Source organism: Burkholderia sp. D-99, assembly GCF_011605345.1.
In the GTDB taxonomy this organism is placed as follows: Bacteria; Pseudomonadota; Gammaproteobacteria; order Burkholderiales; family Burkholderiaceae; genus Burkholderia.
In genome coordinates this window covers 120358-132249 of sequence record NZ_JAAOXM010000011.1, presented here as the reverse complement: position 1 = coordinate 132249, position 11892 = coordinate 120358, and the positions used below count along the sequence as shown (strand labels likewise).

General features: G+C 68.9%; 13 protein-coding genes. 5 read left to right on the top strand and 8 right to left on the bottom strand.

Annotated features, from left to right (window positions below; all coding sequences use genetic code 11):
• The first annotated feature begins 302 nt into the window (after positions 1 to 302).
• Entirely contained in the window at positions 303 to 653 is a 351-nt protein-coding gene (locus HAV18_RS30185; RefSeq protein WP_089426248.1) for a TonB family protein, read from the top strand.
• Positions 654 to 774: 121 nt separating this feature from the next.
• Here the strand turns inward: HAV18_RS30185 and HAV18_RS30180 are convergent, their stop codons facing one another.
• Positions 775 to 1980, bottom strand: a complete 1206-nt coding sequence (locus HAV18_RS30180) for a hypothetical protein (protein WP_166963422.1) — start codon at positions 1978 to 1980, stop codon at positions 775 to 777.
• A gap of 91 nt (positions 1981 to 2071) precedes the next feature.
• A complete protein-coding gene (gene moaC / locus HAV18_RS30175; RefSeq protein ID WP_166963420.1) occupies positions 2072 to 2560 on the bottom strand; it encodes a cyclic pyranopterin monophosphate synthase MoaC in 489 nt (162 codons plus the stop codon).
• 270 nt (positions 2561 to 2830) lie between these two features.
• On the opposite strand from moaC, the gene HAV18_RS30170 reads away from it, so the two are divergent.
• Positions 2831 to 4525 carry a M48 family metalloprotease gene (locus HAV18_RS30170; RefSeq protein ID WP_166963418.1) on the top strand — a complete coding sequence of 565 codons (1695 nt, stop codon included), beginning with the start codon at positions 2831 to 2833 and terminating at the stop codon, positions 4523 to 4525.
• A gap of 39 nt (positions 4526 to 4564) precedes the next feature.
• Here HAV18_RS30170 and HAV18_RS30165 read toward each other — a convergent pair whose 3' ends face one another.
• From HAV18_RS30165 to HAV18_RS30140, 6 genes are all read right to left on the bottom strand, one after another.
• Complete coding sequence (locus tag HAV18_RS30165) at positions 4565 to 5152, bottom strand: DUF2946 family protein (RefSeq protein ID WP_166963416.1); 588 nt, start codon at positions 5150 to 5152, stop codon at positions 4565 to 4567.
• On the bottom strand, positions 5145 to 6182 hold the full coding sequence (locus HAV18_RS30160; protein WP_166963414.1) for a hydrolase: 1038 nt from the start codon (positions 6180 to 6182) through the stop codon (positions 5145 to 5147). The genes HAV18_RS30165 and HAV18_RS30160 overlap by 8 nt, the downstream gene beginning before the upstream one ends.
• A gap of 33 nt (positions 6183 to 6215) precedes the next feature.
• A complete protein-coding gene (locus tag HAV18_RS30155) occupies positions 6216 to 6662 on the bottom strand; it encodes a nuclear transport factor 2 family protein (RefSeq protein ID WP_006749968.1) in 447 nt (148 codons plus the stop codon).
• Between the two features lie 115 nt (positions 6663 to 6777).
• A complete protein-coding gene (gene waaF, locus HAV18_RS30150) occupies positions 6778 to 7815 on the bottom strand; it encodes a lipopolysaccharide heptosyltransferase II (RefSeq protein WP_166963412.1) in 1038 nt (345 codons plus the stop codon).
• Between the two features lie 141 nt (positions 7816 to 7956).
• Complete coding sequence (locus HAV18_RS30145; RefSeq protein WP_006749970.1) at positions 7957 to 8151, bottom strand: zinc-finger domain-containing protein; 195 nt, start codon at positions 8149 to 8151, stop codon at positions 7957 to 7959.
• 50 nt (positions 8152 to 8201) lie between these two features.
• Complete coding sequence (locus tag HAV18_RS30140; protein ID WP_011353071.1) at positions 8202 to 9125, bottom strand: branched-chain amino acid transaminase; 924 nt, start codon at positions 9123 to 9125, stop codon at positions 8202 to 8204.
• A gap of 206 nt (positions 9126 to 9331) precedes the next feature.
• Here HAV18_RS30140 and HAV18_RS30135 point away from each other — a divergent pair, with 206 nt between their 5' ends.
• From HAV18_RS30135 to HAV18_RS30125, 3 genes are all read left to right on the top strand, one after another.
• Positions 9332 to 10087, top strand: coding sequence for an AzlC family ABC transporter permease (locus HAV18_RS30135; RefSeq protein ID WP_166963410.1), 756 nt, complete (start codon positions 9332 to 9334; stop codon positions 10085 to 10087).
• On the top strand, positions 10084 to 10407 hold the full coding sequence (locus tag HAV18_RS30130) for an AzlD domain-containing protein (protein ID WP_059523415.1): 324 nt from the start codon (positions 10084 to 10086) through the stop codon (positions 10405 to 10407). The genes HAV18_RS30135 and HAV18_RS30130 overlap by 4 nt, the downstream gene beginning before the upstream one ends.
• A gap of 279 nt (positions 10408 to 10686) precedes the next feature.
• Positions 10687 to 11883, top strand: a complete 1197-nt coding sequence (locus tag HAV18_RS30125; RefSeq protein WP_166963408.1) for a phosphoglycerate kinase — start codon at positions 10687 to 10689, stop codon at positions 11881 to 11883.
• The last annotated feature ends 9 nt before the right edge of the window (positions 11884 to 11892 follow it).

The following is an 11892-nucleotide window of genomic DNA, read 5'->3' as shown; positions in this document are numbered from 1 at the left end:
GCGGCGATTCGCGTCAACCATTGTCAAATCGCCGCCGCTCGCCGGGCGGCACGTGCACAATGCGCGAAAGCGCTCGCGTGCCGGCCCGTGCGAGGCAGGGGCTGGCGCGAACACCGGCAACACCGGGCCAACCGGGAAGTCCGTCAAGCAGGATCGCGGCCGAGCATCGATCGGCCGCGCGGCCGTAACGGGGCGCCGGTCCGATGGCCGCGGCGCAGTGTGACGCATGCGATGCGGTCGGGCGATGTTTCCCGGTGCGCGGCGCGTTCGTCCGGAACAGTGCTGAAGAACGATATTCGACCATGGCCATTCGCTCGACCTACCTGATCCTGCCCGCCGTCGCGATGCTGTTTTCCGGCTGCGCGATGCTGTCGTCGTCGCAGGAAAGCAAGCTGACCTGCCACATTCCGCGTGCCGTCTATCCGGATACCGCGAAGCCGCTCACGCGCCCGGCGACCGTGCTCGTGCGCGCGCTGATGACGACGTCCGGCGAAGCGCAGAACGTCACCGTGACCACGAGCAGCCGCAATGCGGCGGCCGATCGCGCGGCCGTCGACGCGATGACGCACGCGACCTGCGTGCAGACGGGCGCGACCGCGAATCCGTTCCTGCTGACACAACCGTTCGTGTTCGAGCCGCAGCGCGGCCAGTGACGCGTGGGCGGCGCGGCCTGCGTGCGGGTTGCCGTCCGGTTTCGTTTCCTGCCAGCCGCGTCGCTGTGCATGGCCGCCGAAGGTCGATGCACGCGGCCGTCGGGCCGCGCGTGCCCGGCGTTCAGTGCCGCGGCATCAGGTTCGCGCCGCGGCAAGCCGGCTCGGCCGCCGTGCTCAGCCCGAGCAGCGTGAACCCGTTGCGCTCCTGGCGAATCTGCGCATAGTGCCGCGCAACCGTTTCCCCGGTGTTGCCCGTCAGGTCGAGTTCGACCTGAAAGCGGTCCTTGCTGTCCGAGCAGCCACGCACCGGGCCGTACTCGAACCCGGTACCGGGCGCCTTGCGGGCCTTGTCGAACGCCTGCCGACCTTTCAGCGCGGCAGCCGCGGCGACGGGTTCGCTCCATTCGCGCGCCTGCGTATCGTCCACATTCAGCCATTCGTCGACGAAATCGCGGCCGTTGAGCGCGACAGGTTGTACGCGCTGCACGGTGCCGCCGTCGACGCGATAACGGAAGACGCCGGGCCGCGTCATCACTTCGCTGTCCATCGAGCCGACCGTCGCACGCACCTCGAAGCCGTCGGGGCGCACCTTGAACCGGATCGGGTTTTCGTCGAGCACGTAGCTGTTCTCGGCATGGAACAGCACGTGCTGCGCGGCCGGGCCGTTGGCCGGTGCGACCACGTCCGCGGCGAACTGGCTCCAGCGCGACGCGCACCACGGCGTGCCGTGGACGACCGCAACCTGCCCGCCGGGCAGCGCCGAGAACCAGAAGCCGCCGCCGTACGCGCCGCCGATGTCCTTGTAGTCGTCGGCCTGCCAGCGCAGCACGCGCCGCCAGCCGCCGTTTTCCCATGCGTAAGCGGTCAGCAGGTTGTCGTCGCCGCATGCGATGTCGAAGCCGGCGCGCACGAAGAGCAACGTGCGGGCCGTGCCGCCGCGTTCGACGTCGACGTCCGGATTGCGGCCGAACGCCGATTCGCCGTCTTTCGGCTGGACCGGCCGTGCCGGCACGCCGAGCGCGGCTGCGAGCGTTCGTTTCAGCGCGGCCGGGTCGACCTGTTCGTCACTGCATGCGAGCCGCGCATCGATCGCGCCGGCGAGCGCCTGCTTGTACGCACGCAGCGCGTCGCGCAGCGGCGGCGAAATGTCGACGCCGGCGCCGTCGCTCGGCGGATTGCGGACCTGCTGTACGCGGTGCTGCGCGTCGATGGCCGCGCGCGCGGCAGTGTCGGCGGCGGGGCAGGTGCCGGCGGCCGAAGCGGCGGCCGGCAGCAGCGAGAGCGCGCACAGCAGCGGCGCGGCGTATTTCAGCGTGCGGTTCTTCATCGGTAATGTGTTCTTCTGGTTTCTTATCGTTCGAACGGGGCATCGCTACGGCCGACGATGCCCCGTGAATGGCTGCTGTTGCCGCCGGCGGTCAACCCGCGACGTCTTCCGCCTTCCAGTCCCCGGACTTCCCGCCGCGTTTCTCGCGCACGCTCACGTCGGTGATCACCATCCCGCGATCGACGGCCTTGCACATGTCGTAGACGGTCAGCAGCCCGACCTGCACGGCGGTCAGCGCTTCCATCTCGACGCCGGTTCGTCCGAACGTTTCGACCTGCGCGACGCAGTGGACGCCCGGCAGCGTGTCGTCGAGTTCGAAATCGACGGCCACGCGCGTCAGCGCGAGCGGGTGACACAGCGGAATGAGGTCGGACGTGCGCTTGGCGCCCTGGATGGCCGCGATGCGTGCGACGCCGAGCACGTCACCTTTCTTGGCCTTGCCGTCGCGGATCAGCGCGAACGTGGCCGGCAGCATCCGGATCGTGCCGCGCGCGATCGCGATGCGTTGGGTTTCCTGCTTGCCGCCGACGTCGACCATGTGCGCATGGCCGGCGGCGTCGAAATGGGTGAGTCCTGACATGTCATGCTCCAGTGGAACGGCGTGCTCGCACGAGCACGTTCCTCGATCCTGCTTCGCGATCGGGCAGGGCGCTGAATCCGATCCCGGCTCCCGACCCGATGCTACGTTTCAACGGGCGCTTATCATAGCAGCGGCGTTCGCGTTGCCGGAGCGCAGATGGCACCGGCGTGGCACGGGACAGTCACCGCGGCGCCGGTACAATGACCCGAATATTCAGACCAAACGCCGCGATGCGCGCCCGGCGCGGGGCGGCGTCGCTTTCATCCTGCCATGCGTGTCAAACAGTTGCTTGCCGTGTCGCTGTCGGCGGCGCTCGCCTTGCCGCCGAGCGGCCATGCGCAGCGTGCGTCCGCACCGCCGCTCGAATCGGCGGCCGGCGGCGCCCGGTCGATTTCCACCGTGCCGTCCGGCATCGCGGCCGGCGTGTTCGGTACGTACGGCGGCGCGGAGAGCCGGTTCTCCGGTGCGGGCGGTGCATCGGCACCGGCCGCGAGCCTGCGCGCGCCGCTGCGCGCGCTCGAGTTGCCCGACCTCGGCGACGGCTCCGGCGGTTCACTGACGCCGCAGGCCGAGCGCCGGCTCGGCGAGCGGGTGATGCGCGAAGTGCGGCGCGATCCCGACTATCTCGACGACTGGCTCGTGCGCGACTACCTGAATGCGATGGCGGCGCGGCTCGCGGCCGCGGCGGCCGCGCGCTTCATCGGCGGCTACACGCCGGACTTCGACCTGTTCCCGGTGCGCGATCCGCAGATCAACGCGTTCTCGATGCCGGGCGGCTTCATCGGGATCAACAGCGGGCTCGTCGTCACGACGCAGACGGAGTCGGAACTCGCGTCGGTGGTCGGTCACGAGATGGGGCACGTGCTGCAGCGGCACATCGCGCGGATGATCGGCGCGAACGAGAAGACCGGCTATACGGCGCTCGCGACGATGCTGCTCGGCGTGCTGGCCGGCGTGCTCGCGAGAAGCGGCGACCTCGGCAGCGCGATCGCGGTGGGCGGGCAGGCGTACGCGGTGGACAACCAGCTGCGCTTCTCGCGCTCGGCCGAGCGCGAGGCCGATCGGGTCGGCTTCCAGTTGCTCGCAGGCGCGGGCTATGACCCGTACGGGATGCCGGGCTTCTTCGAGCGGCTCGACCGCGCGTCGATGGGCGATGCGGGCGTGCCGGCGTATGCGCGCACGCACCCGCTGACCGGCGAACGGATCGCCGACATGGAGGATCGCGCGCGCCGCGCGCCGTACCGGCAGCCGCGCCAGTCGCCCGAATACGGGTTCGTGCGCGCGCGGTTGCGGGTCCTGCAGAACCGCGCGCCGACCGACATCGCGGCCGAAGTGCGCCGGATGCAGTCCGAGATCGACGATCGCACGGCGCCGAACGTCGCGGCGAACTGGTACGGCATCGCGCTCGCGAATGCGCAGCTCGGCGAGTACGACGCGGCCGGCAAGGCGCTCGCGTCGGCACGCACGGCGTTCGACGCGCGTGAGCGGCGCGAGGACGATCCGGCGATGAGTTCGCCGAGCCTCGATGTGCTGGCTGCCGACCTCGCGCGCCGTGCGGGGCGGGCCGACGAGGCGGTGCGGCTCGCGGCGCTCGCGCAGCGGCGCTGGCCGGCGTCGCACGCGGCGATCGTCGTGCATCTCCAGGCACTGATCGCGGCGCGCCGTTTCGCCGACGCGCAGGCGCAGGCACGCGCGCAGGCGAAGGCCGACCCCGAGCAGCCGGACTGGTGGGACTATCTCGCGAAGGCGAGCGACGGCAAGGGCGACGTGCTGGCGCGGCGCCGCGCGCTCGCGGAGAAGCTTGCGCTCGACGGCGCATGGCCGTCGGCGATTCGCCAGCTGAAGGAAGCGCGCGACGCGAAGGACGTCTCGTTCTACGAGCAGTCGATGATCGGCGCGCGGCTGCTGGAATTCGAGGCGCGCTACAAGGAAGAGCGCGAAGACGAGAAGAACGGCCGCGGGTAGCGTCCGGCGCGCGCCAGGCGGGGGCGAAGCCGCTGCAGGTCAGGTGCTGGCGCCGGCCGCGTCGCGAGCCTGTTGCGCCGGGCTGGCGACGTAGCCGAACCGCGCAGGCACGTCCGCGCAGACGATGCTGCCGAGCGGCAGCATGCGGCCGTCGCGCCAGCGCAGCACCGGCGGTGCGGCATCGAAATCCGCGTGATCGGCGAACAGCCCCAGATCGTGATCGTGCAGCGCCGCGATGCGCGGCGCCGTGCCGGCCGCGCGAAACAGCACGCCGCCCGCGTCGTCGAGCCATGCTTCGTCCGGTTCGAACGGCGTGCCGGTCTGGTCGGTGAGCGCGAGTTGCCCGTCGCGTTCGGCGAGCCGGACGACCCACGGCGTATAGGCAAGCTCGACGTACACGCGCTGCGGCCCGTTCTGGAAGAACCACTGGCCCTGCGCGTCGCATTCGTAGTTGCGGCCGATGAACGCGTTCAGCGCCGCATGCCGGATCGGCGAGCCGAGCTCGCCGGCCGCCTGGGCCGCGTCGTCGCGCAGCCGCCATTCGCCGCGCCGGTCGAGCAGCAGCCAGCCGGTACAGTGCGGCACGTTCGGCCATTTGGCGAGGGCCTGCCTGACGATGTCATCCATGGTCGACGAATTTGGAGCAATAGCCGAACACCCGCGCCGACAGCCAGTCGAGGCGGCCGGGGAACGGCCCGGTCATGAATCCCGCGTGTCCGCCGTCCGCGGGCTGGTCGAGCTCGACGGCCGGCGATACGTCGGCCGGGCCCGGCAGCGCGGACTCGGGCAGGAACGGGTCGTTGCGGGCGTTGAGGATTAGCGTCGGCACGTCGATCGCGGGCAGCAGCGGCCGTGTCGTCGCCTTCGTCCAGTAGTCGTCCGCGTTCGCGAAACCGTGCAGCGGCGCGGTCACGATCTCGTCGAAGTCGCGCATCGTCACGGCCTGCAGCATCGCTTCGCGGTCGAACAACCCCGGATACTGGTCGAGCTTCGCGAGCGCCTTGCGCTTGAGCGTCTTCAGGAAGCTGCGCGTGTAGACCATCGCGAACCCCTGAGACAGCGCGCGCCCGCCCGCGTGCACGTCGATCGGAGTCGAGATCGCGGCGGCCGCCCGCAGGATCGACGTGTCGCTGCGATGCTCGCCGAGCCAGCGCAGCAGCACGTTGCCGCCGAGCGACACGCCGGCCGCAACCAGCGGCCCGCGATGCTGCGCGGCGAGCCGGCGCAGGATCCAGTCGACTTCGGCGCTGTCGGCGAGATGGTAGAAGCGCGGCTGGCGGTTGATCTCGCCGCTGCAACTGCGGAAGTGCGGCACGACCGCGTGCCAGCCCTTCGCGCGCGCGGCGGCCATCATCGCGAGCGCGTAGTGCGAGCCGGAGCTGCCTTCGAGGCCGTGGAACAGCACGAACAGCGGCGCGTCAGGCGGTGGCGCCGCGCTGTCGAGATGCGCGACCCAGTCGAGATCGATGAAATCGTGGTCGGGGGTTTCCCATCGCTCTCGTCGGTAAGCGACGACCGGACGCCGTGCGAACAGCGCGGGCACGATGGTCTGGGCATGGCTGTTCGGCAGCCAGCGCGGTGCGCGATAGCGCGATGAATCGTCGTCGGGGGCCGGAGCCCCGGTCAGCGGCGAGGTGGGCGGAGAAGCCGTACTCATGATCGCCCCGCAAATGCGTTGCTTCTTTCTTCGTCAGTGCAGCGGACCCTGCCCGTGACGGATCTTCGCGGCGAATTGTCCGGCCGCCTGTTCGGGAATCGGGCTCGCGTGAATATGCGCGATGCGCCACTCGCCGCGTTCGTGAATCATCACGTACGTGGCGAAAACCATGTCGGGTTCGGCCGTCAGGTCGGCCTGCTGATGCGCCTCGGCGATCGTGTAGACGACGGTGCCGAGACTGTCGTATACGCGGATGTCGAGCGGCTCGATCGTCACGGGGCGCGTGGCGAGCCGGTTGGCGAGCCCGCTGCGGATCTGGTCGAGGCCATGCAGATGCTCGCCGTCCGCCCATACGCAGCTGGCGAAATCCTCGTCGATCCACAATCCCAGCAGCGCGTCGAGATTGGCATCGGCGACGGCCTGGTAGTAGGCATTCAGCGTATCGGCGGCGGCTTCGAAGAGGCGGGCAAAACGTGGCATCGGGGTTATCTCTCGCGCGCGTCGCGCGCCGTATTCAGCACGGCGGCCCGGATGGAGCCGCCGTACACCGGTGAATCGGATTGCCCGGCGCGTCGTGCGACGCTGCCGGCCAGGGTCAGCGCTGCCCGACGAGCATGCCGCGCAAATCGCCGAATACCTGCTCGGGACCGAGTTCGCGCAGGCACTTCAGGTGGCCGAGCGGGCACTCGCGTTCGAAGCAGGGACTGCATTCGAGATGAAGCCATTGTACCTTCGCCAGGTCCGACAGCGGAGGGGTGTGGCGCGGATCCGTCGAGCCGTACAGCGCGACGAGCGGCCGGCGCAGCGCGGCGGCGACGTGCATCAGCCCCGAATCGTTGGTGACCACCGCGTTCGCGCGCGCGATCAGCGCGCATGCCTCCGACAGCGATGTCTGCCCGCACAGGTTGCGCACGTTCGGCGCGTGGTCGGCGATCGCCTGCGCGGCCGCGGCGTCCTTCTGCGAACCGAGCGCGACGATCTGCGTGTACGGGAACGACTGGTGGACGATGGTGGCGAGCGACGCGAAGTGTTCGGGCGGCCAGCGCTTGGCCGGGCCGTATTCCGCGCCGGGGCAGAACACGACGAGCGGCTTGCGCGTATCGAGATTGAAACGCGCGGACACGCGCGCCGTCTCGTTCAGGTCGGCGTCGAGGCGCGGCGCGGGCAGCGTCTTCATCGACTCGGGCAGCTTGGCGCCCGGCGCGTACGCGAGCGCCGCGTAGTGGGTCGTCATCGGCGGCCGCTCGCCCGATTTGGTCGGGTTCGCGTGCCGCACGTTGAGCAGCCCGTAGCGGTGCTCGCCCGTGTAGCCGATCCGCAGCGGGATGTTCGCGAGCCACGGGATCACCGCAGATTTCAGCGAGTTCGGCAGCACGTACGTCGCGTCGTAACCGACGTCGCGCAGGTCGCTCGCGAGCTGCCAGCGGCGCAGCAGCTGCAGCTTGCCGTGCGCGAGATCGGTCGCGTAGACATCGTGGATCTCGGGCATCCGCTCGAGCACGGGCGCGACCCACGAGGGCGCGACGGCATCGATCGCGATGCGGGGATGGAGTTTCTTCAGCAGCGCAAAAAGTGGCTGCGCCATCAATGCGTCACCGATCCAGTTCGGTGCGATAACCAGCGCTCGACGCATCAGGTCGACTTCCGATGTCGTAATGAAGCACGGCGCCCAGGCGCCGCGTTCGGGTTGCCAGAATGGAGAAGGGCGGCGCGCCGGGGATCCGGCTGCGCCGCCTTTGCGGGTCGGCGGGCCTGCAAGCCCGGCCGCCGGAGCTCAGTGGCCCTTGACGACCTCGCCGTCGCGCAGCTTGTAGCGCGTGCCGCAGTACGGGCAGCGTGCTTCGCCGTGCGAGACGTCGATGAAGACGCGCGGATGCGCGCTCCAGCGCGCCATGGCCGGGTTCGGGCAGTACGCGGGAAGATCCTTCGCCGTCAGCTCGACCAGCGGCATTTCCTTGATTTCACTCATGAGACTTTCTCTTATCACTCTTTTGTGGGGCGGTCGGTGGCGCGGCGCGCTCAGACCTTCGTCAGCCAGTGCGCGTACTTCGCGTTCTTGCCCGACACGATATCGAAAAACGCCGACTGGAGCTTTTCCGTGACGGGGCCGCGCGCGCCGCTGCCGATCGTACGGTTGTCGAGCTCACGGATCGGCGTGACTTCAGCGGCCGTGCCGGTGAAGAACGCTTCGTCGGCCGTGTAGACCTCGTCGCGCGTGATGCGCTTCTCGATGACCTCGATGCCGGCGTCCTTCGCGAGCGTGATGACCGTGTCGCGCGTGATGCCGTCGAGGCACGACGACAGGTCGGGCGTGTACAGCTTGCCGTTGTTCACGAGGAAGAAGTTCTCGCCGGAGCCTTCCGACACGTAGCCGTCGACGTCGAGCAGCAGCGCTTCGTCGTAGCCGTCGGCCGTTGCTTCCTGGTTCGCCAGGATCGAGTTCACGTACCAGCCCGACGCCTTCGCGCGCACCATCGATACGTTCACGTGGTGGCGCGTGAACGACGACGTCTTCACGCGGATGCCCTTCGCGAGGCCTTCCTCGCCGAGGTACGCGCCCCACGGCCATGCGGCGATCGCGACGTGGATCGTGTTGCCCTTCGCGGCCACGCCGAGCTTTTCCGAGCCGACCCAGATGATCGGGCGCAGGTAGCACGACTCGAGCTTGTTCTCGCGCACGACTTCGAGCTGCGCGGCTTCGAGCGTCTCCCGGTCGAACGGCACGTCCATCTGGAAGATCTTCGCCGAATTCAGCAGACGTTTCGTGTGCTCGTACAGGCGGAAGATCGCGGTGCTGCCGTCGGCCGACTTGTACGCGCGCACGCCCTCGAAGACACCCATGCCGTAGTGCAGCGTGTGGGTCAGGACGTGGATCTTGGCGTCGCGCCAGTCGATCAGCTTGCCGTCCATCCAGATCTTGCCGTCGCGGTCGGCCATTGACATAGGATTCTCCTGGGAAGCAGTGGTACAGCGGGTTGTATGCAGCGTTGAGCCGGAAAGACGCTTATTTTAGCGTCATTTGAAGGCGATCCGGTCGGTCGGCGCGGGGCCGGCGCTATAATCGCCCGGTACCGATTCCAATAACGACGGGTCGTACCGGCAGGAGGCGCCGGCGGCCCGACGAACCGCCCGCCGCGGCCCGCTTTCCCATGCTCGCTCGATTGTCCGCCACCGACCGCTTCGCGCTGATCCAGGGCGCGCGCGACTATTCCCCGACATTGATGGCGATCCTCTCCTGGGGGCTCGTCACCGGCATCGCGATGAGCAAGTCGGTCATGACGCTCGGGCAGGCGAGCGCGATGTCGATCTTCGTCTACGCGGGTTCGTCGCAACTGGCGGTGCTGCCGCTCCTCGCGGCGAAGCTGCCGATCTGGACCATCCTGCTCACGGCCGCGATGGTCAACACGCGCTTCGTGATCTTCAGCGCCGGGCTTGCCCCCCATTTTTCCTACCTGCCGCTGTGGCGGCGCCTTGCGATCGGCTATTTCAACGGCGACGTCATCTACCTGCTGTTCCAGAAACAAGGTTTCGGGTACGGCCACGTGCCGGGCAAGGAAGCGTATTTCTGGGGGATGGCGCTCGCGAGCTGGGTGTCGTGGCAGGTGTCGTCGCTCGCCGGCATCCTGCTTGCGAGCTTCTTCCCCGCGAGCTGGGGGCTGGAGCTGGCCGGCACGCTTGCTTTGATCCCGATCATGGTGTCGGCCGTCGCGAACCGCTCGACGCTTGCGGCCGTCGCGGTCGCCGGCGTCGTATCGCTCGTCGCATTCGACCTGCCGTACCGGCTCGCGCTGCCGCTCGCGGTGCTCGCCGCGCTCGCGGCCGGCTGCACGGCCGACTTCTTCGTCGAGCGGGCCGACTGGCGGCGCATCCGCACCGAAACCGTGCACGAAAAGGAAATCGAATGAGCGCGACGGAGATCTGGATCGTCATCATCGGGATGACGATCGTCACGGCCGTTACGCGCGCGCTGTTCCTGATCGGCGGCGAACGCACCGTGCTGCCCGAACGGGCGCAGCGCGCGCTGCGCTATGCGCCGGCCGCCGCGCTGGTCGCCGTCGTGCTGCCCGATGTGCTCGAAACGCCGGCCGGGCTGTCGTTCGCGCTGTCCAACCATCCGTTTTACGCGGCGCTCGCCGGTCTTGGCTGGTTCCTGTGGCGGCGCAGCATGCTCGGCACGATCGTCGTCGGGATGCTCGTGTTCACCGCACTGCGCCTGATCTTCTGATGGGCTGCCGCTGCGGTCCGCCGGGCGCCGCCCGCCCGCGCACCTGCATTGCTGCGTTGCAGCAATGTGTCCGTTGCCGCGTGCGATCCCAAATAGGCGGAATTCGCCGCCCGCGGGTCAGTCTGCCGGGTGGATCGGCTAGAATGCCCGTTCGAGATTTTTTACCCGTGCGCGTCATGCGAACCGCCAGCCACGGCCGCATCCGGCGCCCTTTCGCGGCAGCCCGCGCACGCCCCGCGTGAACCCCCTTTCCCCATCCACTACTTCAATTTGTCCAACATGAGCCAAGTCAAGCGTCTTACCGACCTGATCGCCGCCGGCCAGCTCGCCGGCAAGCGGGTGTTCATCCGCGCCGACCTGAACGTCCCGCAGGACGACCAGGGCAACATCACCGAAGACACGCGCGTGCGCGCGTCCGTGCCGGCCATCCAGGCCGCGCTCGACGCCGGCGCGGCCGTGATGGTCACGTCGCACCTGGGCCGCCCGACCGAAGGCGAATTCAAGCCGGAAGATTCGCTTGCGCCGGTCGCGAAGCGCCTCGCCGAGCTGCTCGGCCGTGACGTGCCGCTCGTCTCGAACTGGGTCGAGAACGGCGTGAACGTCGCGCCGGGCCAGGTCGTGCTGCTCGAGAACTGCCGCGTCAACAAGGGCGAGAAGAAGAATTCGGACGAGCTCGCGCAGAAGATGGCGAAGCTCTGCGACGTGTACGTGAACGACGCGTTCGGCACCGCGCACCGCGCGGAAGCGACCACCCACGGGATCGCGAAGTACGCGCCGGTCGCGTGCGCGGGCCCGCTGCTGGCCGCCGAACTCGACGCGCTCGGCAAGGCGCTCGGCAACCCGGCACGCCCGCTGGTGGCGATCGTCGCGGGTTCGAAGGTGTCGACCAAGCTGACCATCCTGAAGTCGCTGGCCGGCAAGGTCGACCAGCTGATCGTCGGCGGCGGCATCGCCAACACGTTCATGCTCGCGGCCGGACTGTCGATCGGCAAGTCGCTCGCGGAAGCCGACCTCGTCGCCGAAGCGAAGGCGATCATCGACGAAGCGCGCGAGCGCGGCGCATCGGTGCCGATCCCGACCGACGTCGTGACGGCCAAGGAATTCTCGCCGACGGCCGCGGCCACGGTGAAGCAGGTCGCCGACATCGAAGCGGACGACATGATCCTCGACATCGGCCCCGATACGGCCAAGGCGCTCGCGAGCCAGCTCGAGAAGGCCGGCACGATCGTGTGGAACGGCCCGGTCGGCGTGTTCGAGTTCGACCAGTTCGGCAACGGTACCAAGACGCTCGCCGACGCGATCGCCAAATCGTCCGCGTTCTCGATCGCGGGCGGCGGCGACACGCTCGCGGCCATCGCGAAGTACGGCATCCATGACCAGGTCAGCTACATCTCGACGGGCGGCGGCGCCTTCCTCGAGTTCCTCGAGGGGAAGAAGCTGCCGGCGGTGGAAGTGCTCGAAACGCGGGCGGCCTGAGCGTGGCGG

Coding starts and splice junctions, on each gene's coding strand:
- HAV18_RS30165 (WP_166963416.1), bottom strand. CDS start 5,152: ATGGATGACATCGTCAGGCAGGCCCTCGCCAAATGGCCGAACGTGCCG.
- moaC (WP_166963420.1), bottom strand. CDS start 2,560: ATGTCAGGACTCACCCATTTCGACGCCGCCGGCCATGCGCACATGGTC.
- HAV18_RS30145 (WP_006749970.1), bottom strand. CDS start 8,151: ATGAGTGAAATCAAGGAAATGCCGCTGGTCGAGCTGACGGCGAAGGAT.
- HAV18_RS30135 (WP_166963410.1), top strand. CDS start 9,332: ATGCTCGCTCGATTGTCCGCCACCGACCGCTTCGCGCTGATCCAGGGC.
- waaF (WP_166963412.1), bottom strand. CDS start 7,815: ATGCGTCGAGCGCTGGTTATCGCACCGAACTGGATCGGTGACGCATTG.
- HAV18_RS30125 (WP_166963408.1), top strand. CDS start 10,687: ATGAGCCAAGTCAAGCGTCTTACCGACCTGATCGCCGCCGGCCAGCTC.
- HAV18_RS30185 (WP_089426248.1), top strand. CDS start 303: ATGGCCATTCGCTCGACCTACCTGATCCTGCCCGCCGTCGCGATGCTG.
- HAV18_RS30180 (WP_166963422.1), bottom strand. CDS start 1,980: ATGAAGAACCGCACGCTGAAATACGCCGCGCCGCTGCTGTGCGCGCTC.
- HAV18_RS30155 (WP_006749968.1), bottom strand. CDS start 6,662: ATGCCACGTTTTGCCCGCCTCTTCGAAGCCGCCGCCGATACGCTGAAT.
- HAV18_RS30130 (WP_059523415.1), top strand. CDS start 10,084: ATGAGCGCGACGGAGATCTGGATCGTCATCATCGGGATGACGATCGTC.
- HAV18_RS30160 (WP_166963414.1), bottom strand. CDS start 6,182: ATGAGTACGGCTTCTCCGCCCACCTCGCCGCTGACCGGGGCTCCGGCC.
- HAV18_RS30170 (WP_166963418.1), top strand. CDS start 2,831: ATGCGTGTCAAACAGTTGCTTGCCGTGTCGCTGTCGGCGGCGCTCGCC.
- HAV18_RS30140 (WP_011353071.1), bottom strand. CDS start 9,125: ATGTCAATGGCCGACCGCGACGGCAAGATCTGGATGGACGGCAAGCTG.